This is a genomic window from Flavobacterium sp. SORGH_AS_0622, assembly GCF_030818825.1.
Lineage (GTDB): Bacteria > Bacteroidota > Bacteroidia > Flavobacteriales > Flavobacteriaceae > Flavobacterium.
Map to the genome: position 1 here is coordinate 818,819 of NZ_JAUTAX010000001.1, position 25,694 is coordinate 844,512.

The following is a 25,694-nucleotide window of genomic DNA, read 5'->3' on the forward strand; positions in this document are numbered from 1 at the left end:
ATCTATCTTTTATTTTTATCGGATTTTTTTGGCAAGTTGCATCGCATTATAGACATTTAGAACTTTTCCTGATTTAGATAATTCAGAAAAGGGAACTTTTTTATCTTTTGTTCCTGGTAATATAACTTCGAAATTATATGCAGTTCCAGAATCCATAATAATCTGTTTAACCTGAGCTGCTGTAAGATTCGGATAATAAGACCAAATTATTGCCGCAGTTCCAGATACCATAGGTGCTGAAAATGAAGTTCCAGAATCGGTTTTATAAATGTTCCCAGCTCCAGTAGTATAAATATCTTCTCCAGGAGCAAATAAATCCACATTTTCTTTGCCGTAATTAGAGTAATCAGAAACTAATTTTTCCCCTAGATTCTTAGTAGTCGAGCCAACACTAATAAAATTATTGCAGATTCCTCGAATGCCTTCATAATTTTGATCATTAGGATAGTGAAATACTTTGTCTAAATTTTCACTGTCGTTTCCTGCACTGTGTACTAAAAGAACATTATGCTCTTCTGCATATTTAAAAGCCTCTGATACCCAATCTTTATGCATGGAAAACTCTTTTCCAAATGACATATTAATTATTTTGGCTCCATTATCGACGGCATAACGAACTGCCATTGCAATATCCTTATCATGCTCATCTCCAGAAGGAGAAATATTTAAAGGCATGATTTTTATATCTGTTATGCCTTTTATACCAATATTATTATTTCTGTTAGCGGCAATAATTCCCGAAACCATGGTGTTGTGATCCTGAATAGTTCTTACACCTTCTATGGTATTGCTAATTTTATTATTACCATAGCCTTTTTCCAGAATATTAGGATTGTCTCCAATTGATAGGCGTTCGTTATAGTTTACGTTAAGGTTTTTGTGTACTATAGAATCAAGTTGAGTTTGCTGGTCTTGTATTTTTTCTAATGTATATTGTTGCATGTCTAAATTAGCTATCATAGAACCAATTAATGCTCCAAGATCTTTATCATCGTCATCACGCCTTTGCCAAAATTCTTTATCACTAGTTTTATATTTTTTGTATAAGCTATCCAGTTGTTTGTATGTATAATTTTCTTTAGGAAAAAAATATTTTAATGTGTCTTTTGCTATAGGATAAAGTTTGACTTTATAATTTAAGGACTTAAACCATCTTCGATAGTATTTGTTTTTTTCTTCAAAAGTTTTTAATGCTCTTTGATACTCTTTAAATTTCCACAAATCTTTAGAATCTATTTGAGATTCAGTTTTGTCTCTAAATAAATTATCCCATTCCTGTACTATTCGAACAAATTCATATCTGTTCCAGACAACATAACTGCCACTTTTAGTTCCTGTAAAACTCCAGCCGTTAGTATCATCTATGTAACCGTTTTGGTCATCATCGATACCATTATTTGGGATTTCTTTGTTGTTTGTCCAAAATTGTCCTTTTAAATCTTCGTGATTTTTATCAATTTGAGTATCAACTATAGCTACGATAATGTTTTTGTTTTTGGGTTTCTTTTTATTAGAAGCATACCATTTATCTAATGAAATACCAGGTATGCCATCTAAAACCTCATCTTTCTGGTACCATGTCTGTATTTCTTTGACAGAAAGTTCCTTTTTTGGAGAATGAATTATTGAAGTATTTAAATCTTTTTTGCTTTTGCATCCGACAGATAATAAAAGAAATAAAATAAAAAATAGGATATGCTTCATTGCTGGCTTTGATTTTTTAAATGTGATTTTAGATCTATCTTTTATTTTTACTGATTTTTTTTGCTAGCTGCATAGCATTGTAAACATTTAGAACTTTTCCTGACTTAGACAATTCAGAGAATGGGACTTTTTTGTCTTTTGTTCCTGGTAAAATAACTTCTATATCATATGCAGTTCCAGAATCCATTATAATCTGTTTGATTTGTGCAGCGGTAAGATTCGGATAATAAGACCACATTAATGCAGCTGTTCCAGACACCATTGGTACAGACATAGATGTGCCAGAGTCAAATGTATAGCCACCGTTAGCAGTGGTAGTGTATATTTGATCACCTGGTGCAAATAAATCAACATTCTGTTTGCCATAGTTGGAAAAATCAGAAACAAAAGTGTTGCTCAATTTATTAGTTACCGCTCCTACATTGATGAAATTTGAACACACTTCTTCAAAATTTTCAAAATTAGTATCATTTGGATAGAATGGCTCTTTATCGATGTCCACTCCGTCATTTCCTGCACAATGAACCAAAAGTACATTATGCTCTTCAGCATATTTAAATGCTTCTGTGACCCATTCTCTGCGTAAAGAAAACTCTTTGCCAAAGGACATATTAATAACTTTCGCTCCGTTATCTACTGCATAACGTATAGCCATTGCAACGTCTTTATCATTTACATCTCCTGGTGAAGAAATGCTTAATGGCATAATTTTAACATTCTGCAGAATTCCTTTGATGCCAATATTGTTTTCTCTATTGGCCCCAATAATTCCTGCCATTTTTGTACAATGGTATTGAAGTGATCTATGTCCTGCTTTATTATTGCTTACATTATTATTACCATAACCTTTTTCTAGGATATCAGGATTGTCTCCGATTAGAAGGCGTTCGTTATAATCTATCTTTAAGTTTTTATTTACAGTAGAATCCAATTGAGTCTGATGGTTCTGTATATCTTCTAAATCTTTTTGATCCAATTCTAGATTAAGCATCATGCATCCAATTAATGCTCCTAAATCTTTATCGACGCCGTCTCGCCTCTGCCAAAATTCTTTGTCATTAACTTTATGTTTTTTATAGAGGCTGTCAAGCATCTTATATGTGTAATCTTCTTGTGGAAAAAAATATTTTAAAGTGTCCGTTATAATGGGATAGAGTTCTATTCTATAATTTAGGGATTTGAGCCACTTTTTATAAGAGGGTCCTTTTTCCTCGTATTTTTTTAATGCTCTATGATATTCTCTATATTTATAAATATCTTTCGAATCGATTTGTGATTCTTTTTTATCCTTAAACAGCGGTCCCCATTTCTGTATAATACGGACATATTCATACCTGTTCCAGACTACGTAACCGCCGCTTTTGGTTCCGATAAAGTTCCATCCGTTTATATCATCTATGTAGCCATTTTGATCATCATCTATGCCATTATTTGGAATTTCCTTGTGATTTATCCATAGCTGTCCTTGTAAGTCCTCGTGATTTATATCGATTTGCGTGTCAATTACAGCTACAATAATTACGTTGCTTTTTGGCTTTTCTCTGTTTAATTGATACCATTTTTCAAGAGAAATTCCTGGAATAGTATCATTGATGTAATCTTTTTGATACCAATTTTTCAGTGAGGCAGGTAAAAGATTATTCTTAGATATGGTCAGAGTGGGATTATGTATCTCTTTTGAAGATTTGCAGCCAGCAAGAAGTAATAAAAAGAAAAAAAATATATTTATTAATTTCATTTTTTTGGAATTTTTATGCATTTGTTTGCACAAGATTTTCGGCAGGCAAGCCTTTCTTATTTGCATTGGCCGCCTGCTGAAGCTGGGTTTTTACTTTTAGTGTCGTCAATTGGTGGATCTTTCTCGTCATTTCCGCCACTAATTAAATGAAGGTTTTTTAATTTTGCTACTTCAAATTTTTCCAGACCAAATTTTTTAGTTTCTTTTTTTTCGTTTTTCGTTTTCATCTTTTTTTATTATTAAGTACTGCAAATATATAATCTCCTGAGTGCATAACTAAAAAATGGCACTATCTGCTTCTCGGAATTCCTGAATTCCGAGTTTTTGTGTATATTAATATGCTGTGAATTAGGATTTTATTTGTTTTTAAATATCAAGTCTTTTAATAAAGTATGTTGGTTTTATACCTGTTTTTTTGTAAAAAGCTATTGAAAAAGATTCGGCATTGTTAAATCCGAATTCTAAAGCAAGTGCCTGTATTGTATATTTTCTTAGTTTATTATTTTTTTGTAATTGGTTAATGGCATAGTCAATTCGTAAATCATTTATATATTGTATAAATGATTTCTCTTTGTATACATTTACTACTTTGGAGACATATTTACTGTTTGTCTCAAATGTCGTTGAAATCATTTGAACGGTTAAATTAGATTCCAAATATCCTCTGCTTTTTTCAAAATGATTTAATTTCTCTAAAATTTGGTCGGTTAATTCTTTGGCAATTCCAATATCGTCAATTTTCTTACTCTCATTTTTAATATCTTTTTCTTTGACGAACTGCTGATTGGCGATAACTGGTGTTTCTTTTATTATTTTTTCAAATCTTAATCGATATCGTTTTTTAGTATTATACTGTGATATTGCAAAAACTCCTAAAATGAAGGTCAGCAGAATTGAGCCCCCCAATCCCCAATATGTTTTAATCTTATCACTATTAAGAGAAGCAATGATGCGTTCCTTATTAGAGATTAAATGAGGAGTGTCATATTCTTTATTTACCAATTTATTTAATTCACGATAATTTCTTTGTATTGTGCTGTCAATAGACATATAAGCAGTTATAAATTTTAACTGATTTTCCTTGTCGCCTAAGTTTTCATAATAGGTAATTAAAAACGGATATCCATCTATAAATTCAGTAGTTATTTCCTTAGTGAGCTTCTGTATAGAATCTACTCGTATAAAATTTTCTGCAGCTTTCAATTTGTTGCCCTGACCTTTGTAGGCATGTCCTAAATAATAGTACGCTGCAAGTTCATTTCCAGTATCTTTATATTTGATAATCTTTGGTAATGCTTTCTTTATACTGTCTATTGCGGCGCCATAATTCTTTTTTAATACTTGATTTGCTCCTTCATTTAAAACAAAAAGATATTTCCACTCTTCATTTTTAGTTGCCTTTGATTCTAAATACCCTAATTTATTATAATAAGAAGTGGAGTCTGTATTTTTCAGTGACTTAAAACAATCTGCAATTCCAAAGAGAATGCTTTGAAAATATTCAGCATAGATTGGATTTCTTATGCTCTTGCTTTTGTAATATTTATAACATTCTTTATATATATCTAGGGCTTCGTTATATTCCTCTAGATCTTCAGATTTGGTAATGGCTATGGATTCTCTAGCAACGTAATAGTAATCAATGTTGGTGCGAAGTGCAGTTTTTTCTGCCATATTGTAATTGGACAATGCTTCTTTAAATTTAAACTGGCTTTTAAGAAGATCGCCTTTTTCACAGTAAGCAGCTGTTGGGAAAAACTTGTCATTACTTTTGGCGGAATATTTTATTACACTATCAAGATATCGGATAGCTTTATTTTTATCTGATTTATAATACAGTAAAGCAATTTGATAATTGGCTTTAGCAATTCTTATACTGCTTTTCTCTCTTATTGCTTTTGTCATGTACGCATTTGTATATGACAATTGAGTTTTTGGATTATCGGTATTTGTGAAATATAAATCATGCAATTCATCATAAGATAAATCTGTAAGTTTATTTTTTGCGGTCTGAGCAATCAATAGAAAGGGAAATATAAATAAAAGAAAGATTCTTTGGGTTTTATGTGAAAACATATTTTGGGGTTTCTTACAAAAATAGAGTATTTACGCAAAATTGTATCAGTATAATCGTATTTTTTTGCTTTTAGCAAGTGGTTGATATTTAGTTTTTTGGTTTTGGTTTTTTTATGGAATTCAGGAATAACGTATCGGAATTCCTGAATTCCGATAGCAGGTATTTGGCAAGACAGCGAAGTTTGTATAGTTTTGAAATCATAAAATATTAATACTTTTTAGTAGTAAGAAAAAATATAGAAGAGAATCTTTTGCAGGATATATCAAAACAAATTCAATTAAAAAAATAAAACTTTCTTAACAAACAATTTATTAGAGTAATGTTAAGTGTAAAAATATTCTGTAGCTACGAATTGCGGGAGTTTATCTTTTAAACCCAAAGAAAAAATAAAAGTTGTAGGAAGACTTTACCTGCCGAATTAGGTAAATAATATTTTTTAACCTTATTAAATTATTAAAAATGAAAAATTTTAAATCATTGATGTTTACAGCATTAGTTTGCACAATTACATTTGCTAGTTATGGTTCTTCAATTGGGGAAGGAGTTTCAACTAAAATTTCAGGTGGCAAAGTTTCAGAAGAGTTAAGCAATAAGGAGCCTGATAGCAAAACTACAACTACTACTACAACCACTACTACAACTACAACTAGTAAGCATACAAATTTAGTTTAGTTTTATATTGACAACCGCTCTAAGGAGTTGATTTAATCAACTCCTTAATTTTGTTAAAGCAAGAGTATAAATATTCTATTTCCCTTATATGCAAAGGATAAAATAATATATTATAACTATAATAATTTTACAAACTTAAAAAAGAACACTGGGGGTTCTTCAAATCTTTAAAACAAAATAGTATGGCACAAAAAAAAGGATTATGCATTTTATTAATAGTTTTTTTATCGATACACTTTGCTTTGGTTTTATTAACTCAGTGCAATCAACAAAATTGGACTGTATTTAAGTTAAAATTAATAGATAAGATTAACGAACATTATATTAATCCCTTTTTAGAGCAAAATTGGGGGATGTTTGCACCAAATCCACCACGGGGAAGTCAATATATTGCAGTTCAGTTTTATACAAAAAAAGATTCGACAGAGCCAATAAATATTCATCAGAAAGTAATGGAAAATAATTTCAAAAGTTTTTTTTCCTTAGACCAAAGAATATTAAAATACTTCAATTCTTGTTACAATGACATTTTAATCAAAAAAGCTGAAAACCCTTTAAATAAAGAGCTTTTGCAAAAATCTCACGGTTTGCAATCTATACTGAATTATTCCAAAATAGTTTTGCAAAAGCAAAATTTATTTGTAACAAAATTAACACCAAATGATTCGGTATATGTGAACTTGTATCTGGTTGATGACCCTTTGAACAACATTGAATTTTCTGAACTCAAAAATGAAAAAAGTTATCTTACCGTCAAAGGGATATTTTTAACTTCAAAACAAATTAAATATGATAATTAAACCTTATGACAAAAAAATCGGCACAACGATTTTAAGGGTAACGTTTGGTATAGTCCTTTTAAAAGATTTTATAAATTATTTTTTTAACAGAAAGTTTTTATTCGGAAACGAAGGTATAGTTTCATTCGAAACGTATTTAGATATAATTAAATTTTATAAGCTAAACTGGTTATATATAGATTTTACTATTGAAAGGAATGTGAAAATTTTCTGTGTAATGGGGATTGTTTTTAGTTTATTTTTTACTTTGGGAATTTTAAAAAAAATATCAACACTTTTGATTTTCTTTATTCTCTTTATCTTTAAAATATGTAATATTTATTTAATTGATAGCGGAGATGATGTTATTTCTGTTTTACTTCCTTTTTTGCTATTTGTAGATTCTTACAGTTTAGTTGATAGTTATGAGAAATTTTCTCAAAAAGTTAAAAGTAGATATAGGGACTTATTTGATTTAACTTCACGGATCTTTTCATTTGCAATTATGTTTCAAATTTGTATTATTTATTTCTTTGCTGCATTGCATAAAATATCAGCAGAGGTCTGGCAAAATGGTACAGCGATATATTATATTTTAAATTCAGAAGATTTTTCAGGAAGTTTTTTAAATTCTTACATAACAAAACCAGTGTGGCTGGTAATGTTTTTGACTTGGTTTACAATTTTTTTTCAGTTTATGTTTCCTTTTCTAGTCTGGACAAAAAGGACAAAGAAAATAATGCTTCTTTTAGGTGTTCTTTTTCATTTAGGAATATTTTTTCTAATGAGAATAGATAATTTTTCAATTATTATGATAGCGTGTTATGCTATATTCTTGACCGATGAAGAGTATAATTTCTTAAAATTAAAATTTAAGTTAAACTTTCTTCCGGCATGAATAAAATATTCAAAATATTATTTGTAATGCTTTTTCTAACAAATAGTTATTCTCAAAATATAACCTACAATGGAAACGTAGTTAATGACAATGCCTACGATAAAGGATATATTATTTTGTTAATAAATGAAAATGACAGTACAAAAGTGTATTCGGAGGCAACTATAAATAATAAGTTTAATTTTAGATATTTAGAAGCTGGTAACTATAGACGTTGTTTATTATTTGAAAACGAAAGGCAGTGCGATATTATCAATTTAAAAAGGGATTTAATCAATGACACAATAAAAATAAATAAAGTTAATAATTTACAGGAAGTTGTTTTAACTCTAAAAAAACCAATCATACAAAACAAATCTGGAGTGCTTGTTGTAAATGTAGAAAACAGCAGTATTATGTCAAGTGGCTCTGCATTCGAAATGTTAAGTAAAATGCCAGGTGTAACATATAATGTAGTGAGTAATGCATTCAAAATTAAGGGTAAAGAAAATATTCAAATTCAAATAGATGGTCAGATATCATATTTGTCAGGAAATGAGTTGTCTGAATATTTAAAAACAATTTCAGCTAGTGATATCAGTAACGTAGAGATTAATTCATCGCCTTCTTCAAAATATGATGCTGCGGGTAATGGGGGGATAATAAATATTAAAACAAAAAAAATAAAAAGAGAAGGATTTTATACGGGTGTTTTTTTTAATGCTACTCAAGGTAAATATTTTAAAGAAAATGATGGAATTAAATTACAGTATAATACAAAACAAAATAGATATTTAGTTCACTACACCCATTCAGACAACACAGATTTTGAGAAAGCTGCAACAGAAAGAATATTTACCGATAATAACACTAGTCAAAGAACCTATGCGAAAATTTCAGGCCGAACAAGTACATTTGATACTCAGTTTGAACATTATTTTAGAAAGTCAAACTTAATAGTGTTGTCTACAATATCATTGTATAGGGAAGACATTGGACAAAGTACAAGCTTAAGTTTTTACCCAAAATCAATCCAAACAGATTCCACTTTAGTTTCAAAACAACAAAGTAATAATTCCCTCAAGGATTTTACTATTGGGGTCAATTATAACATTACAGGAACTGTCTGGGAAACTACAGTAAAATCAAATTATATATCATATCACATTAATAATCAATCAAAATTAGCTGCTCATTCCAGTCCTTCAAATTACACTTATCCTGACCTAATAAATAAGTCTCCAAATAATATAAGTTTATTTTTATCACAAATAGATAATCAATATAAGATTGACTCAATTTCAAGGATTGAGTTAGGTGCCAAGTCAGTTTTTCAAAAAATAGATAATAGTAATAATTTTTACAATATAAAAAACAACATAAAAACTTCAGATACGGTAAAATCAAATGCCTATAAATTCAATGAATGGATATTAGGAGCCTATATACAATACTACAGAAAAATAAAAAAAATCGATTTTACATTTGGGTCAAGAATAGAGAAAAGCATTTCAAACGGTATGGATCAAAAAGAAGATTATGAGCTTAGTACTAACAGGATTAATTTTTTTCCTTTTATAAATGCTGAATATAATTACAGTACTATTAGCAATTTCAATTTGTCTTATAGTAAAAGAATTAATAGACCGAGTTTCAGAAATTTAATGCCATTTCAGTATTATGTTGACCCATACACAAAATTACTAGGAAACCCTAACCTTGTTCCGTACATTTCCCATCAGTTACAATTTCAGTATATTTTAAAAGAGAAGTTTATATTCGGTGCAGATTATTCATACAACCAAAACCAAATTTATCAAGCACCAATTCAAAATAATACTACTCTTATTACAGTTTTAAGTCCTATAAATATAAAAAAAGGACATTTTTTTTCTATTAACTCAAATTTATCTTTTGATTTTACAGACTGGTGGAATTTTAATTTTAATGGGCAGTTATTTTATGAAACTATTAAATCCGACAGTAATAGCTTTAACATAAATAGTTCAATCATATCCAATCAAATTACTACTATAAACCAATTTAAGCTGCCAAAAAAATACAAATTAGAAATCACGTCAGAATATATATCCCCATTTATTCAAGGACCTTATAAAACGGACAGGATTTTCACAGTTAATATAGGTATTAGCAATACTTTTTTTAAGGAAAGGCTCATTGCATCGATTGTGGGTAATGATGTGTTTAAAACTTACAAGGTAATAAACAACTCAATTGTAGAAGGAGTAACATCCAATATAAAACAAACTTTTGATACCAGATGGATAAGATTGAGTTTGGTTTACAAATTTTACAGCGGTATAAAAAAAGAGAACAGTCCAGAGGATGAATTAACTAACGAAATAAAGTCAAGACTAAGATGAAACTAATTATTTTCTATGACAATTGGTGCCCGCATTGTTCAAAATTTGCTAATATAATTAAGAAAGTAGATTGGCTGAAATTAATTGATTTCAGGGAGTTAAGAAATGAAAGCCATATTAATCAATTCAATGAAATTAATGTAAATTTGGCAAAACAGCAAATGGCATCTTATACAAAAGGATGGAATTATGGATACATTTCATTGTTCTTAATTTTTGTTAGAATACCTCTTCTGTGGTTTTTTTTACCTTTTTTTTGGGGATTAAAAATTTCAGGATTAGGGCAATATCTTTACACAGAATTGGCATTAAAACGAATGATTATTCCATTGCATTGCGATTCTGAAAGTTGTGAAATCTAAGGTGGTGTTTCAAAGTTAGTGATATAAGATTTTGGAATTCTAACCTTTTGAAATTGAACAAAAAAATAAAACAATATTTTTCGAATCATAAAAAAAGCCTGAGAAATCTAGATTTCTCAGGCTTTTACTTTTACCTTGTAGCGGGAAGCATTCAATTATCTAACCAGATTATGAAGGATTTTTATGAAGTTGCTTGTGCTAATAATGTGGCTTAACTTTGATTTTACTATTTGTTTTATGATTAGCTAAAATAAATAAATTACCTATTTTTGAAATTAACTAATTCAAATTTCAAAGCTAAAAATGAAAAACTTTTTTTTAATATCGATAATTATATTTCTTACTTCATTTAAATCTTTTGAGACAGATTCATATTTGAATTTCGATTATGAAGTAAAATATTTAATTAATAAAAGTGGATGTTCTGTTTTTATATGCAAATCAAATCCAAAAGATTTTTTTATAATTTACGATAAATCGTATTTGTTTGATCTTTTACGAAATGATAATTTATTTAAAATAAGTTTCACTAAAAATGAAATTGATTATGATTTATCTAAATATCATCCATCATCAAAAAATGTATTTACTGAAATAGTTGAAACTAAAGAAACAAAAAATGTTGGAGGCATAGCTTGTACTAAATTTATCGGGGAGATAAAATCTAGAGATTTTCAAACTGTAGAAGTTTTTATTGCAAAAAACAATAAAATCAACAACGTTAATTTTTTGACCATTCAGGGATTTAAAGTTAATTCTGAGGTCAAAGGTTTAGTAGTAGAAATAAATAAGGTAAATAATAAAACGAAAGAAATTAAATCGGATTTATCGCTAATAGATTTTAAGAAAAATGAGAAATCTTTAAAAATTAATGATGAGATCTTAAATAAAATGGTCTACAAAAACAAAGTAGATTCTGAATTGCTTAAAAGAGAGTGGGATAAAGAAATAAGTGGGGGTAATAATGGTGTTTCTATTTCTGTTGAAGATGCTATTGCTCTCAATGACGCTGATTCGGGTAATAAAAATCAATTAATATCTAGAAATAAAAGCGATGAAAATAAACAGAAGTACATAAATATTGCTGAACGAAATCATAAATATTTTAAGTTTAAAGACGGAAATTGGGATCAGTATGTTGCAACCAATTTTAAGTTTACAGGAAAACGACCTAGTGGATCTACTTATAATTTTAAAGCGTATTGTACAATTTCTAAAGATGGAATTATTACAAAAATAACTGATGTACAGCCAGAAGAATACAAGGAAGAATATATTAATTTTTTGAACTCTGTAAAGAATAAGTGGTTTCCTGATGAAGAGTATGGAGAAAAAGTTGAAAGTTCGTATTACATTTTAGCAAGAATTGTTAAATAAAATGATAGAGGTGCATTTTGAAATTTATTCTTAAAAAAAACAAATATAAACAAAAAAAGCTCCAGATTTCTCTGAAGCTTTTACCTTGTAGCGGGAACAGGACTCGAACCTGTGACCTTCGGGTTATGAGCCCGACGAGCTGCCTACTGCTCTATCCCGCGATGTTTCGGGTGCAAAGATACACACTAAATACGGTTATGCAAATAATTTTTGTACTTTATTTAGTATAATTTTTCAAAATCAGGGCTTTTGTTAGATTTTAAAATCTAATAATTCCTCGTAAACATTTCCTGTTAAGCCAAGTAGCAAGCCAAATGCAGGTTCGGTTTTTATTCCTTTTTCTTTTAGTTTAATGATTTCTAATCGGGAGTTTTCGCCTTTAGAACGAAGAATTTGGTCTTCAATAACTATATGTCTGTATCCGTTTTGAAGTTCTGTTGGAGTATTTTGCCCGAAAATTTCGATTTCAAAAGCGTCAATAAAGAAATTCGCAATAACAGATTCTTGCTCGTTAATGAGATTTTCTCGAATCGCAAAATTGCTTTCATTTTGGAACAAATCTTTAATTTTCTCCATAAATTCAGATTTGTTTTTCCAATAACAGAGAATATCTAAATCACTATTTTCAATATTGATATTTATTGGAATTGTGCCCACTAAAATAGGGTCAAAGTCAGCAAGATTTTCTAAAACTTTATGTTGATTTAAAATATGAAATGCGGCTTGCTGTTTTGGGTTTCCTGTTTTTAAATAAGATATGTCCTTGAAATCAATCATTTATAATATCGCTTTTTTCTTCGTTGATTTCCTGTTCCAGCCTCTTATTTATATTGATTTTTGCATTCATGAAAACAAAAATTGTAGTTCCGTATTCTCTCGCATATCGATTTGTTATTTGACCACCAATTGCAGCCGTTTCAAAATACGGACTCGTTTCTTTAAGTTCTTCATTATTTTCGTCATAATCCTTTACACGAATGAGGTTTTTGTACTGAATATCAAGATCAAACCAATTCAGATAATCAGCGTTGAAAGAAACGGCTTTAATTCCTTTTTTAGAATAAAAATTAATCGCTCCAGCTTGTCCGTAATTATCGCAAAGCACAATAGTTTCTTTTTTGTTGGGCATTAAATCGTAAATTGAATCAGTTTTTCTGGCCAATTCTTTCCAGCCCAGCATATCAGCAAAATCCTGAGGCAGATGATGGTCTTTTCCGTCTTCCCAGCGTAGCATTCCCAGCTTTTTGTACTTTTCTGGATGCTCCACTATATATTCTGGACTTTTGTTTGGAAAAGCAATATTATACATTGGAATAAAAAGTAATAATGGAATGAGAATAAAAACAGGTTTTAAAAAACGTTTCCATCCATTATTTAAAATTTCAGATAAAAAAACAGCACCAAAAGCAATATAAATTGGATATAAACCAATTGCATAATAAGCTTTTGCTTTGAAGTAGATAAAAATTAGAAGAGTAAAAATAAAAGCTCCAAAAAAGAGTTGGTATTTCTTAAAAGGTTTGTAAACCAATAATGCATAAAGTGCACCAAGAATGACAAACAAAGAGCCGATAAAAAATAGAATTTGTTCTTTCAAAAATCCGATACGATCAACATTTACCAATTGTGTTTCTGCCAATTCTTTCATGTGATGTACAATCGGAAAATGATTATTGTATTGCCAAAGAAGATTAGGCAGAATTAAAATTAAACCTAAAATCAAACTAAAATAAAGTTCTTTTTGCGCTACTATTTTTCGCTGATTTGATAGTAAAATGGCAGGAATTAATCCGAGTAAGAGAAATAAAATATTGTATTTGTTTAGAAAACCAAAAGCAAACACAACTGCTGCAAAATAAAGCCATTTTGGTTTTTCTGAAATTATGTATTGTATTAGAATGTAGTAAAACGCAGTCCAGCATAAAATGTCTAAGGAGTTTGGCTGATAAAGCGTATTGATGCGCAATAAACAAGAAAGCAAAATTCCGAGTGCTCCGAGAATTAATGCATAAAGATTTCCTTTTAAAAGTTCTATAGTTTTCCAGACAACAAGAAGTGTTAACGCACCAAATAGAGCAGGGAAGAACTTGATCCAAAAAAACGAATTCCCTAGAAGGAAAATAATATACGAAAACCATGAAGTTACCGGCGGAACCGATAAATATCCCCAAGCCAAATGATGTGCTTGATCCAGATGCAGATATTCGTCGCGCTGCAAATCATATTCGGGACTAATTAGAACATACTGCAAAACAAATTTTAGAATAATAAACCCAATTAAAATCAGTGTTTTTTTAGTCATGAAGTTTTTGGTTTTTAGTTGTAAGTGGTTTTCTGTCAGTACAAACGTAAAGCGAATATAATATTTATTTTGATTGTTATAAGGTTTGAGTTTTAATGTTTAGAAATAAAAAAAGCCCCAGATTTCTCTGAAGCTATTTTATAAAGATTAATTTCTTTTTGTGGAATTTGGAATTTCTTTTTTGAAAATTTAAAAAAATTATTCCTCTCCTGCTGTTTCAAATTCCATGTGATCTACAATTTCGGCTTCTGCTTTTTCAGGTTTAGAAGCTTTTAAGGTATTGAATCTTTCCAGCATTTCTGTTTCGCCTTCTTCACCACTGAAATAAGGGAAAACATCCATAATTGGTGTTTCTGAAATAGACGGAATAGAATATTCGCCCATTGTATTTTTCATTATATGAAGTGTGTTGTCAAAAGCCTCGCGAACATCATTTGCCTGAACCAGCATATACATGCTTGTTTTTCTTTCCTTACCGCTTTCTTCATCATAAGCAATTAAAGTGATTTTAGATTTAAACCATCTGTCCGCATTTTCAAAAGGATGAATTTCGGCATAGTTTGCCACTTTGATCGCTGTGATTTTAAATTCTTCACTAGTATAGGCGGCCATTTCTTCAGTCATTCTTTTTTCAGCTTCTGTATAAGACAAAGCATCAACCAAATAGGGCTCGGTTAAAACTTTTTGTCCTCCAGTTTCATCTGTTTTTCTATATTTTACTTTGCATTCGTACCAAACTGCGCTCATTTCTTTTTAAATTTTTAAGGATGTCAAAGATAAATTTTACATGAAAATAAATAGTTAAAACTTGAAATAGATATTCACAATTTTGGATGGTTTTTTATAATGTTTTGATGTTCTGATTGTTGTGTTTTTGCTTGGAAAAATACTTTGTAATCACATTCATTCTTTTGGATTTTAGAATTGCAAAAATATTTTTGATTCTAAATTATTGTAAGCCAATAAATTATTTGCCTTTAATTTTAAATTGATAAAAAAACTAGGTCATTCTCAAACCAAATGGTCAATTTGAACGTAAGTGTGAGAAGATAATGGCTAGGAGTGAGGTAAATTCGAATGGTATTAGTTTTTGGGGCATATTGAGTTTTGCCACATTTCTAGCTGTTATTTTTTAATAATTTAAGGAATACAATGACAGGAAAATTAAACGTTCAAAGATTAAACGAAACACTAAAATATCTCGAAAGTAAACATCGTGAATTAAAAAAAGCAAATCAAAACGATACTCGAAGTCTTGAATCGGTGATAAAATACATGAAAAAAGATATGATAGAACAATATAATTTATCAGATCATCATTCAACGATCAAACAAGAAATTAAAGATACAGAAGCTTTTATCGAGAACGTCAAAGAAATTATAGAAATCAATTCTTAAAACTATTTTATTGAAATAAACTTTACTTTTATTCCAGCTTAAATTTTTCGTTTTTGCAATCTAAAATTAAAGTATGATTAAGGAAAAGCTTATTTCCAATCATTCCCTGCATGCCTGATTGTTTCATTAAAAAGTTTTGTAGTTTTGATGTGCCTTCAATATAAGTAACTTCTGAAAGTGGTAAGGATGCATTTCCAAATTGTATTTTCTTATTGGCAGAAGCAGAGAACACAGCCAAAGTATTACCCCAAGAATTTCCTTTTTCAGTTTTTATTGCGCTTGTTTTGGACTTGTACTTTTCCCAAGCTTCTTTTGTGGTAATCAATTCGTAACCGCTTGTTCCAGAATCATACAATAATTTTAAATTTTCATTGTCGACCTTAGCAGGAATCAAGATTTTGCGTTTTTTAAATTCAAAATCTATAAAATTATTTTCTTGTATTTTTTCGATAAAAGAACATTTGTTATGCTTAAAATCTAAAACAGTTATTCTTTTTTCTAATAAATCTGTTCCAATTGTTCCAATTATATTTTCGGCATTTGCATTGTCAAAGTCAATTTTACTGCCATAATTTAAAACTTCAAAATCAGAAGAAATAACATTCAAATTTCCGATTTTAAAACCTGTTGAGATTTTATTTTTTTCATTATCGATTTTAATTCGATTAGGAAATTTTTCGGAAATTGATTCTAAAGAATTTTTGTAGAAAACAGTAATTGGCGAACCTGAATCTAACTGCATGTAAAATGTCTTATCAATTCCATTTAATTTAATCGGCAGAAGCAGAGCAGCATGTGAGTTTTCATTTGTAGAAATCCATCTTGTCGGAATATTTTCTGCTGTTCCAGAAACATTCAGGTAGTTTTCTGGTGGAGTAAATTTCTTTTGAAAGTAAAGATATCCTCCCAATAATGACAAAACAATAATTGTTACACTAATAATTGCAATTTTCTTAAATAATTTCATGGTTTGTTTTTTCTGCAACATTCGGATTTAGTTTCCGATTTTGGTGAAAAAACTAGGCGACATTTTTACGTCAGTTTTATGACTGTAACTATAAGAAGTTGTGTTTTAGTTTAATAGCTAATCTTTGTTTTTGGTTTAAACTAATTCCGTTTAATATAACAACAACTAATTTTAAGGAGAGAATTACAATTAACGGAACCAGAAAAAGAGGAAATTCTATAGAAAATGCTTTTTGAATGAACGGACTCAAGATCATTAAAAACGAAAGTATAAGACTCGGAAAGATTTGAATGGAGATGATTTGTTTTCCAAGTTCTCTGTTTTTAAAGTCTTTGGTTTTGTAAGTTAAAATTAAAGGGAAAATAATACTTCCGAATGGTATAATAAATCCGCTTAAAGCAGAAAGATTAATTAATTTGGCCCTTTCAATTTCTCTATTTTCTTTTGTAGCAATTAGATTTTCGGGTTCAGTTTCTAAAGACTGCGCAATTGTTTTTAAAGTAAATCCTTTAAGAATATTTCCTGCTTCAATTCTCTGAATAGTTCGCAATGAAAGTCCAGATTTTTCGGCAAGTTCATTTTGAGTCATGTTTTTTTCCTCTCTCAAAATTTTGACTTTATTCTTCATTCTTATAAATTGCTTTGGAAGTTTGCTGACGAAAATAGAAAAAAGTTTTGATCACCGACGATTTAATTCCTTATTTTCCTTTAACATTTTTAACGACGCATAACAGAAATAGAAAAGTTTAATAAAAATTTAATCGTTTTTCTTTAACAAAATTATTAACTTGTTATGTATTAAGAAAGATTTACTTTAACCAAAAATAAACTTATGCGAGTATCAGTAGTCCGAAAAAATATAAAATTTACACCAGATTCGAGAAGAGTTGTCGCCCGATATTTTATGAACGGGTACGAACGAACCCAACAGATGGTACTTCGGATAATGATGTTGGACGAAAAACAAGTTTTACAAACTTTAGAACAAACACTGCGAGAATTTGCGAGACGTCATAGAAACATCTCTGCAGTTTTCTTTAGACATTGCGAACGAATAAGACCTATTATTGAAGAAATGAAAATTGATTATGAGGCCATGTCTCTAGATCGAAAAATGCTTATTGGATCATATTGCACAATGGAATATGCAATTGAATCTGCGGCAATTTTCAATCCTTCAATTGTAGAAGATTTTGACCAAACAGGTTTGGAAGCAGGCGAAAAACGTGTCGTAATTTCTTTTCGTGCAACTGGTGAAGGTCATATTTCGTCTATTGTTTTTAGGAGAGGAATCTTAGACAGAGACAATAATCTCCATATTATGAAAATTGGAAACCATATTGATAAAGCCGAAATCGAACATAAGACTTTATTTAATAAGGAAAGATTTTTAACGAAATTGACAGAAATGCATACGACGGATAAATATATTACCCAGATTATGCAGGACCTCCCAGATGAATTTGAATTTGCGATTCTCAAAAATATGCTAAACACAGCTTTGAGTGATCCTATAATTCGTGAAGAAAGAAAAACCGCATTACAGGAAATACTGTGGCTGGCGAATTCGTTTTATGACATACAATTCAAGCACGATTCTGATATTACAGAACGAGTAATTTTTCCAATTTCTGATTCTGAAAGCCGAGGAATAGAAGATGCTCGTTTTGTACGTTTTGTAGACGATGATGATTCTGTTCGTGTAATGGCAACTTATACCGCTTATAACGGACATACAATATTGCCGAAACTTATTTCGACCGAAGATTTTTACAGTTTTAGAGTCATGCCTCTTCATGGTGTTGGCGCTCAGAATAAAAATCTAGCTTTGTTTCCGAGAAAAATTAAAGGTAAATATGCCATGCTTGCCAGAATAGACGGTGTAAATAATTATATCATGTATTCTGATCGTGCAACACAATGGAATACGCCAATTCTTTTGCAGGAACCTCGTTATACGTGGGAATTGACTCAGATTGGAAATTGCGGTTCGCCGTTGTGGACAGAAGAAGGCTGGCTTGTAATTACGCATGGCGTAGGTACAATGAGACGTTACTGTATTGGAGCTTCATTGTTTGATCTCGACGATCCTTCTAAAGAAATAGGAAGACTTACAGAACCTTTGCTTTCTCCATTAGAAGATGAGCGCGAGGGATATGTGCCAAATGTGGTCTATTCCTGCGGTGCCATTATTCATAACGATAGTTTAATACTACCTTATGCAGTATCAGATTATTGTTCTACTTATGGTGTAGTTAATTTGGCCGAATTGCTGGATGCGCTTAAGAATAGTAAATAAGAGTGTTTAGCGCTTATTTTTAAGATCTGGAATTTTCTCTATCAAATTCTTCCAATATCTCTTGGGCATATGTTTGATATGAAGTTTCGTGTTCTTTCTCGATTCAATGTTAACGCTTGTGAAATAATTGCGCCATAAATTTTGAAAAAATTCTTCATCCTCATCGGCTATTTCAGCTAAAAATTGGGATGAAGAAATTTTCGAATCAAACGTTAATTCGACAGTTGAGACATTTTGCAGGTCATAATAAATGCCATATTTACGTTTTGCATCATAAATCAGCCAGCGCTGGTCTGCGTAACGGTTTTTAAAATGATTTTCTATAATCGGCAAAACATTGCAGTCGGGTTCGACAATTGCATAATACAATTCATCCTTAGTTAGTTTAAAACGAACAAAAGCTTTCATTCTATGACTTTCTTTGCCAGTTAAATGTGTAGCCTTTCTAACATTGAGAACATCATTATTGCTAAAATCTTGTTCGATGTTTTGTGAACTTGAAAACACATATTGCACAAATCGAAATAAGGTTTCGTCAATCTGATTCAGTTCTGATAAAAAAGCATAATAAAGGTTCGTAAATCCACTGGCAGAAAGTTTTTTTTGTAGACCATTTAAAACTCGATTAGCTTTATTGTTATCTGTCGTTACAAAATGAGTATTTGAAAAAAGTAAAACATTTGAAACTTCTTTTTTAGCAAAAATTACATCTTCGAGCTTATATTCATAAACTTCAAAAACAGCTGTAAGCCAGCCTTCATAACTTCCGTCATAAATTACTTGTGTCATTATAATTAAAATAAAGCCAGCTGATTAGAAAAATTATTTTGGTATTTACTGTTTTGTAAATTTAAAATCTGACTTTTTATTTGAACAGAAGTCAAATCTTTCTGCAGGTAAAAAGGAGATGCAAATGCTAGAAAAAATTTAGAGCGATTATAAGCAATTCCTAATTTTTTTAAATCTTGCGGCTGGAGTTTTTTAAACTGTCGGGCGGCAACAATTTTCTTAGCGCTCAAAAATCCTATTCCTGGAATACGCTGAATTAATTCTAAATCTGCGGTATTAATATCAACAGGAAATTGATCTAAATTTCGTAAAGCCCAGCCCAATTTCGGATCGACATCGAGATCCAGATTTGGCTGATCGAAACCAACAATTTCATTTACATTAAATCCGTAATAGCGAATTAACCAATCGGCTTGATACAAACGATTTTCCCGAATCATAGGTACTGGTGTACCAATTGCAGGAAGCCTATTGTCGTAGCTTATGGGTACATATCCAGAATAGTAAACGCGGCGCATATTCATTTTTTCGTAGAAATAATTGGCCATGCCTAAAATTTCGAGATCATTTTCTTTTGTGGCGCCAATAACCATTTGCGTACTTTGTCCGGCAGGCGCAAAAAGCGGTGCTTTATAGTTTAATTTTTTCTCTTCTTTGTAGCCGACAATTTCATTTTTAAGATATTCCATCGGTTTAATTACATCGATGTGATTTTTATCTGGCGCAAGCAGTTTCAAACTTTGTTCAGTCGGCATTTCTACATTTACGCTTAAACGATCGGCATAAAGTCCAGCCTCTTTTAGTAATTCGTCACTGGCGCCTGGAATAGCTTTTAAATGAATATAGCCGTTAAAATTTTCTTCCAGTCGTAATTTTTTCGCTATTCTAACCAGACGTTCCATTGTATAATCGGGATTATCAAAAATACCCGAACTCAGGAATAATCCTTCGATATAATTTCTTCTATAAAAACCAATTGTAAGATCGACAACTTCTTGAACCGTAAAGGCAGCTCGTTTTATATCATTACTTTTTCGGCTGACACAATAAGCACAATCAAAAATGCAATGGTTGGTCAATAAAATTTTAAGCAGAGCCACACAGCGGCCGTCTTCGGTAAAAGCATGGCAGATTCCATTTGCAGAAGCGTCTCCTAATCCTTTGTTTTTATTCTTGCGATTGCTCTGACCTGAAGAACAAGAAACATCATATTTGGCTGCATCTGCTAAGATCGCCAATTTCTCCATTACTCTTTCATGTACCATTTTGATCTTGTTTATTTGTTGTTTGAAATGAAATTTATCACCTTCAAAACTACTCATTTGACTCAAAAATGACTCGAAAATAGCTGTTCTAAATTGTATCAATTTTTGAGCAGATAAGTAAATATCTATACTGAAAAATTAACATTCATAATCCGAAAACAGGTATAAATACGCAGCTGCAGTTTTTTCAATGTCTTTATATTGCGCAACAGTATAAAAATTAATCAAACCCCCTTAATGATTGATTTTTACTAGTATTAGCGAATAATAAACCGAATAGCTAAAACGATGAAATTTATACAAGGACAAGATGTAACCTACACTGCATTGAGTGGAATATCTTATAAGGGAACAGTGATCGAAAGAAAAATGGATTTTAAAAAAGGACTTATAATAAGATCTGCTTCAAAAGAAAGAGATTTTCATTATTTGATTGAAATTCAAAAAAATGGTACAACAGAAAAAATTCTTTGTGCCGAAAACAATCTCCAACTTTTAGAGAAGAAAAAACGCAGGGTAAAAAAAGCTGCTTGATTTGTTGGTTAAGGAATCGAATAAAAAAAGCTCCAGATTTCTCTGAAGCTTTTGTATAAGTGAAGATACTTTTTAGAAATTAGTATTTACCTTTTTAGAACGATCTGCAATGTAAGAGATCAGCCAAGTTACTTGTCCTTCTTTTACAAAGTATATTTTCTTCGCTGCTAAATTTGGAATACTTTCTAGACAAGTCACTAGAATGTTGTTTGCAGAAATAAGGTATTTTTGGTCGTAAGTGCTTAAAACTCTCGCAGCTTCTTTATTCGTTTTTGCCAAGTTTGTAAACTTGCTAAAGTTATTCTTTAGAACGGCATCGTAATCAATTACGTCTTGTAAACTTAATGTAATATAATGTTCCTTAACGTTTTCGTTATAGTATAGTGTCGAAAATGCCCATACAGCTCCACCAGATAAATATAGTTTATCCTTTTTTTCTAAAGGAGGATTTGCATCAAACATTTCTTTTGTCTTCTTACGTAGAATAGGGTTAAAGTCAAAAGATTTTTCTTGATAAGTCGACATATCATTTACTTGACTTTTATTTACAACCGTTTTTTCTACAGCATCAGTAAGTGTCATTGTACCAAAATCTAATGCTAAAGGAATAAACTCTAATTTGTTGTCTTTAAGCTCATCAATGTAACCGCCTTTAGTAGTTTGAGCTCCAATGTCAAGAAGGAAAGCATTTGCATAATCAACAGGAGGAATAGCACCTTTAACTAAAGTTTTTGCTTCTTCGTTTGCATCCAGCACTTCTAATTCTTTATTGTTAAGAGAAAAGATTTTGTTTTTTAAAACATCAATATTTCGTGCAGATTGAAAAACTGGAGCAGCAACAATAAAAATGTTTTCTTCATGAATTTTATACTCGGCTCTTATTTTCTTTAATTGATCAACAACAATAACACTAGTTTTAGTGATGTCATCTTGAGTAAGTTCGCCAGAAGCAGCAATATGATCGGCAAAAGGAATTCTTTCTGTCCAGAAAGAAAGGATTTTATAATCGGCTTTTTTAATGTTACTTACATCGAGAACAGAAACTTTTATAGCCCTGCGGCCGATTTCAATTCCTGCATAAATGCTTTTTTGAGAAAATAAATTAGGCGTAAAAAATAAATTTAAAAGAATAAAAAATAGAACTTGGGGTTTGTTTTTTTTAAGCATTGTATTGTAATTGTGATTATATGATTTGTTTTCGAATAAAGACTTTAAAGTGATTTTGGTGGTATTTGTGTGAAAGTCATAATTTTCTATTTAAAAAATCAGGTTTCATTACAGGATCGCAAATTTATAAAAACATTTACTAATTTAAAGTCAGTTAGTAAGAAAACATATTATTTAATTATTAAGTTTTATTACTATGCTTGGAAGTTTGTGGTTTTATATTAAAAGACGATATTTTAGACGTTAAACAAGATTTTATATCACAATAGAAATCAATTTATTAGAGTAAAATGGTAGGAGAGAATGAGCGGGCTTAGTGATTTTTGTATAATGAAAAAGCTCCAGATTTCTGTGAAGCTTTTCTTAGTAGCCCTAACGGGACAATTTTCGAACCATTTTTTTGCTGATTTAATAAAACTGAACAAAGAATAGCGAGATAATTAATTTAAAACAATAATTTATAAATATTGTTTTTTTGTTATTTTCAAAATATTTAGTTCTTTCAATAAAGAATTCTTTACCCTTAATTATAATTCAATTGATCCTACAGTGAATTGAAAGAGACTATAGGTATTTTTGATTCCTAAAAGCTCTTTTTGATCTAATTTCAATATATACTATATGAAGATCTATCCATTGAAAAACAGGATAATAATTCAATTTTTTAGGTATTTCTATATTACCTTTCAATAGATACATTTACTCGTAACAAAACATTTTTTGGTCATTTCAGAATAAATAAGTTCTTTAACTTCTACTTATGTTCTTTCACGAAATTTCAAATAATTTGTTTTACTATATGGTTCCTTATCTTATTTACAATCCTTATTGTAAATATTTACAATTTCTTCTCTATCCGATGTTTTATATTTTTCTGTATCATTCCATTCTTTTAAAAGTGTTGGACAATCACTTATTAATTCTGCAATTCTCTCTCTTGGATTTAATACGTTAAGATAAACAATTTTGTCATTTTTTACCATAACGGGCAAGATTCCTGCGTATTGATTACCTGTATGTACTTTATAAAATGATAGTTTTCCAATTATAATCTCTTCGTAGAAATTTTTTTTATCATTTTTTAGAATAGTAAAGTTTCTAAAACCACTCGGAGTGTAAGACGAGAAGGATTTAATTAGTTTTGGAGTCAAACTCATTTTAATGCCATTAGCTATTAAATTAACTTTTTTATTGGAAAAATTAATAATCTCACATTGAATAGTATCATTATTATGTCTTACATAAAATTGTGGATACTTTTGGGCATGCGACGAAATTAAGTAAAAAAATATTACAATAAAAAGTATTTTTCTCATCATTCTGAAATTTTGTAAAAAGTAGTAGTTTAATTAATCGACAGTAAAGTTAAATTTAAAATATTTAATAATTTGCAAATTTTTTAACTTGTCAAATTTATAGACATAATAAATCTACCATAATTAACGAAGTTTTATCTTTATTGACTAATACCCGACTCTCCGAAGTGTTTTTCCATGAAAAGTTGCACAAATATCTCTGACTTTTCTTTTTTTTTATGGACATTTAAACCTTATAAAGGTACCCTGATTTTAAAGTTGTTCTTAAAAAATGTGATGAATAAAATTAGTAGGACCTGAACCAAATTTTAGCGAAAATACTGATATTTAAAATTTTTAGGAAATTAGAATAAAATTGCCGAAACACAAAAAAGCCTGAGAAATCTAGATTTCTCAGGCTTTTGCTTTAAAGTAGTAGCGGGAACAGGACTCGAACCTGTGACCTTCGGGTTATGAGCCCGACGAGCTGCCTACTGCTCTATCCCGCGATGTTTCGGGTGCAAAGATACGCCGATTTTTTAGAAATCCAACGAAAACTTTAAAAAATGTTTTATTTTCTGTATTGAGTTGATATGACTACCTTTGCACCTTAAATATTATGCAAATGTCACATAAAGCAGGTTTTGTAAACATCATCGGGAATCCAAATGTTGGAAAATCAACATTGATGAACGCTTTCGTCGGAGAGCGATTGTCAATCATTACATCTAAAGCACAAACTACACGTCATAGAATATTAGGAATTGTAAACGGCGAAGACTTTCAATTGGTCTTGTCTGATACGCCTGGAATCATTAAGCCGGCCTACGAAATGCAGGAATCGATGATGAACTTTGTAAAATCGGCTTTTGAAGATGCAGATATTTTGATTTACATGGTCGAAATAGGAGAGCAGGACTTAAAAGACGAAGCTTTCTTTAATAAAATCATTCATGCTAAAATTCCAGTTTTATTACTATTAAATAAAATCGATAATTCCAATCAGGAACAATTAGAGCAGCAAGTTACTTTTTGGAAAGAGAAAGTACCAAATGCAGAAATTTTCCCGATTTCGGCTTTGCAGAATTTCAATGTTCCAGAAGTTTTTGGAAGAATTATCGAATTACTTCCAGAATCACCAGCATATTATCCTAAAGATCAATTAACAGACAAGCCAGAACGTTTCTTTGTTAATGAAACTATTCGTGAGAAAATCTTATTGAATTACAGTAAAGAGATTCCGTATGCAGTTGAAATCGTTACAGAAGAATTTTTTGAAGATGAAAAAATTATCAGAATCCGTTCGGTAATTATGGTGGAGCGCGAAACGCAAAAAGGAATCATCATAGGACATAAAGGTGCAGCCCTTAAAAAAGTGGGAACCGATGCACGTGCCGACTTAGAAAAATTCTTCGGAAAACAAATTCACATTGAACTATATGTAAAAGTGAATAAAAACTGGAGAAGCAACGCTAATATGCTGAAACGATTTGGATATAATCAGTAAAAAGAGTATTCAGTCGCAGTTTACAGTCTCAGTCTGAAAATTGTGAATGCGAATTAAATATAGCAGGAAACAACTCCAAAAAAAGTAGTCAGTTTTTAATTTAGAGGTCACGTTTTTACCAGTTTTTTAACTGAATACTTAAAACTGTTACTGCAAACTAAAAAAGACTACCTTTGCAAAAAATTTAAATAAAGCATTTTT

Annotated in this window: 23 protein-coding genes and 2 tRNA genes; 10 read left to right on the plus strand and 15 right to left on the minus strand. The window is 30.3% G+C overall.

Annotation, left to right across the window (positions count from 1 at the left end; all coding sequences use genetic code 11):
• Positions 1–15 precede the first annotated feature (15 nt).
• The 4 genes from QE431_RS03595 to QE431_RS03610 form a co-directional block, all read right to left on the minus strand.
• On the minus strand, positions 16–1,704 hold the full coding sequence (locus tag QE431_RS03595; protein ID WP_307292693.1) for a S8 family peptidase: 1,689 nt from the start codon (positions 1,702–1,704) through the stop codon (positions 16–18).
• A 34-nt stretch (positions 1,705–1,738) separates the two neighbouring features.
• A complete protein-coding gene (locus QE431_RS03600) occupies positions 1,739–3,442 on the minus strand; it encodes a S8 family peptidase (RefSeq protein ID WP_307292694.1) in 1,704 nt (567 codons plus the stop codon).
• A gap of 56 nt (positions 3,443–3,498) precedes the next feature.
• Positions 3,499–3,669 carry a hypothetical protein gene (locus QE431_RS03605; protein WP_307292695.1) on the minus strand — a complete coding sequence of 57 codons (171 nt, stop codon included), beginning with the start codon at positions 3,667–3,669 and terminating at the stop codon, positions 3,499–3,501.
• A 139-nt stretch (positions 3,670–3,808) separates the two neighbouring features.
• Positions 3,809–5,347, minus strand: coding sequence for an AraC family transcriptional regulator (locus QE431_RS03610; protein ID WP_307292697.1), 1,539 nt, complete (start codon positions 5,345–5,347; stop codon positions 3,809–3,811).
• A gap of 631 nt (positions 5,348–5,978) precedes the next feature.
• On the opposite strand from QE431_RS03610, the gene QE431_RS03615 reads away from it, so the two are divergent.
• The 6 genes from QE431_RS03615 (at position 5,979) to QE431_RS03640 (ending at position 11,970) form a co-directional block, all read left to right on the plus strand.
• Positions 5,979–6,191, plus strand: coding sequence for a hypothetical protein (locus QE431_RS03615; RefSeq protein WP_307292698.1), 213 nt, complete (start codon positions 5,979–5,981; stop codon positions 6,189–6,191).
• A 182-nt stretch (positions 6,192–6,373) separates the two neighbouring features.
• Positions 6,374–6,991 carry a DUF5819 family protein gene (locus QE431_RS03620; protein ID WP_307292699.1) on the plus strand — a complete coding sequence of 206 codons (618 nt, stop codon included), beginning with the start codon at positions 6,374–6,376 and terminating at the stop codon, positions 6,989–6,991.
• Positions 6,981–7,868: an HTTM domain-containing protein gene (locus QE431_RS03625; RefSeq protein WP_307292700.1), complete on the plus strand. Its 888-nt coding sequence runs from the start codon at positions 6,981–6,983 to the stop codon at positions 7,866–7,868. The genes QE431_RS03620 and QE431_RS03625 overlap by 11 nt, the downstream gene beginning before the upstream one ends.
• Positions 7,865–10,231: an outer membrane beta-barrel family protein gene (locus QE431_RS03630; RefSeq protein WP_307292701.1), complete on the plus strand. Its 2,367-nt coding sequence runs from the start codon at positions 7,865–7,867 to the stop codon at positions 10,229–10,231. Before QE431_RS03625 ends, QE431_RS03630 begins: the two co-directional genes overlap by 4 nt.
• Positions 10,228–10,593, plus strand: a complete 366-nt coding sequence (locus QE431_RS03635; RefSeq protein ID WP_307292702.1) for a DCC1-like thiol-disulfide oxidoreductase family protein — start codon at positions 10,228–10,230, stop codon at positions 10,591–10,593. Before QE431_RS03630 ends, QE431_RS03635 begins: the two co-directional genes overlap by 4 nt.
• Before the next feature lie 483 nt (positions 10,594–11,076).
• Entirely contained in the window at positions 11,077–11,970 is an 894-nt protein-coding gene (locus QE431_RS03640) for a hypothetical protein (protein WP_307292703.1), read from the plus strand.
• An 88-nt stretch (positions 11,971–12,058) separates the two neighbouring features.
• On the opposite strand, the gene QE431_RS03645 is transcribed toward QE431_RS03640, so the two are convergent.
• From QE431_RS03645 to QE431_RS03660, 4 genes are all read right to left on the minus strand, one after another.
• A tRNA-Met gene (locus QE431_RS03645) sits at positions 12,059–12,131 on the minus strand.
• A 91-nt stretch (positions 12,132–12,222) separates the two neighbouring features.
• Complete coding sequence (locus tag QE431_RS03650) at positions 12,223–12,747, minus strand: DUF4269 domain-containing protein (RefSeq protein ID WP_307292704.1); 525 nt, start codon at positions 12,745–12,747, stop codon at positions 12,223–12,225.
• On the minus strand, positions 12,740–14,272 hold the full coding sequence (locus QE431_RS03655; RefSeq protein ID WP_307292705.1) for a glycosyltransferase family 39 protein: 1,533 nt from the start codon (positions 14,270–14,272) through the stop codon (positions 12,740–12,742). Before QE431_RS03655 ends, QE431_RS03650 begins: the two co-directional genes overlap by 8 nt.
• A 198-nt stretch (positions 14,273–14,470) precedes the next feature.
• Complete coding sequence (locus tag QE431_RS03660; RefSeq protein ID WP_057117119.1) at positions 14,471–15,019, minus strand: DUF4494 domain-containing protein; 549 nt, start codon at positions 15,017–15,019, stop codon at positions 14,471–14,473.
• 405 nt (positions 15,020–15,424) lie between these two features.
• Between QE431_RS03660 and QE431_RS03665 the strand changes: the two genes are divergently transcribed.
• On the plus strand, positions 15,425–15,670 hold the full coding sequence (locus tag QE431_RS03665; protein ID WP_057117118.1) for a hypothetical protein: 246 nt from the start codon (positions 15,425–15,427) through the stop codon (positions 15,668–15,670).
• 28 nt (positions 15,671–15,698) lie between these two features.
• Here the strand turns inward: QE431_RS03665 and QE431_RS03670 are convergent, their stop codons facing one another.
• Together QE431_RS03670 and QE431_RS03675 are read right to left on the minus strand one after the other, a co-directional pair.
• On the minus strand, positions 15,699–16,637 hold the full coding sequence (locus QE431_RS03670) for a hypothetical protein (RefSeq protein WP_307292706.1): 939 nt from the start codon (positions 16,635–16,637) through the stop codon (positions 15,699–15,701).
• An 88-nt stretch (positions 16,638–16,725) separates the two neighbouring features.
• Complete coding sequence (locus QE431_RS03675; RefSeq protein ID WP_307292707.1) at positions 16,726–17,265, minus strand: helix-turn-helix domain-containing protein; 540 nt, start codon at positions 17,263–17,265, stop codon at positions 16,726–16,728.
• Between the two features lie 204 nt (positions 17,266–17,469).
• Between QE431_RS03675 and QE431_RS03680 the strand changes: the two genes are divergently transcribed.
• The gene (locus tag QE431_RS03680; RefSeq protein WP_057117116.1) at positions 17,470–18,936 is read left to right on the plus strand and encodes a glycoside hydrolase family 130 protein; all 1,467 of its coding nucleotides are present in this window, start codon (positions 17,470–17,472) and stop codon (positions 18,934–18,936) included.
• 6 nt (positions 18,937–18,942) lie between these two features.
• Here the strand turns inward: QE431_RS03680 and QE431_RS03685 are convergent, their stop codons facing one another.
• Positions 18,943–19,725 carry a TIGR03915 family putative DNA repair protein gene (locus tag QE431_RS03685; protein WP_307292708.1) on the minus strand — a complete coding sequence of 261 codons (783 nt, stop codon included), beginning with the start codon at positions 19,723–19,725 and terminating at the stop codon, positions 18,943–18,945.
• 5 nt (positions 19,726–19,730) lie between these two features.
• A complete protein-coding gene (locus QE431_RS03690; RefSeq protein WP_307292709.1) occupies positions 19,731–20,990 on the minus strand; it encodes a putative DNA modification/repair radical SAM protein in 1,260 nt (419 codons plus the stop codon).
• Positions 20,991–21,278: 288 nt separating this feature from the next.
• Between QE431_RS03690 and QE431_RS03695 the strand changes: the two genes are divergently transcribed.
• On the plus strand, positions 21,279–21,524 hold the full coding sequence (locus QE431_RS03695; RefSeq protein ID WP_057117114.1) for a hypothetical protein: 246 nt from the start codon (positions 21,279–21,281) through the stop codon (positions 21,522–21,524).
• Between the two features lie 72 nt (positions 21,525–21,596).
• On the opposite strand, the gene QE431_RS03700 is transcribed toward QE431_RS03695, so the two are convergent.
• The 3 genes from QE431_RS03700 to QE431_RS03710 all read right to left on the minus strand — a co-directional run bounded on the left by QE431_RS03700 (position 21,597) and on the right by QE431_RS03710 (position 24,495).
• On the minus strand, positions 21,597–22,691 hold the full coding sequence (locus QE431_RS03700; protein WP_057117111.1) for an exopolyphosphatase: 1,095 nt from the start codon (positions 22,689–22,691) through the stop codon (positions 21,597–21,599).
• 812 nt (positions 22,692–23,503) lie between these two features.
• A complete protein-coding gene (locus tag QE431_RS03705; protein WP_307292714.1) occupies positions 23,504–24,007 on the minus strand; it encodes a hypothetical protein in 504 nt (167 codons plus the stop codon).
• A 415-nt stretch (positions 24,008–24,422) separates the two neighbouring features.
• Positions 24,423–24,495: transfer RNA gene (locus QE431_RS03710), tRNA-Met, on the minus strand.
• Positions 24,496–24,611: 116 nt separating this feature from the next.
• Here QE431_RS03710 and era point away from each other — a divergent pair.
• Positions 24,612–25,493: a GTPase Era gene (gene era / locus QE431_RS03715; RefSeq protein WP_057117109.1), complete on the plus strand. Its 882-nt coding sequence runs from the start codon at positions 24,612–24,614 to the stop codon at positions 25,491–25,493.
• Positions 25,494–25,694: the final 201 nt, after the last annotated feature.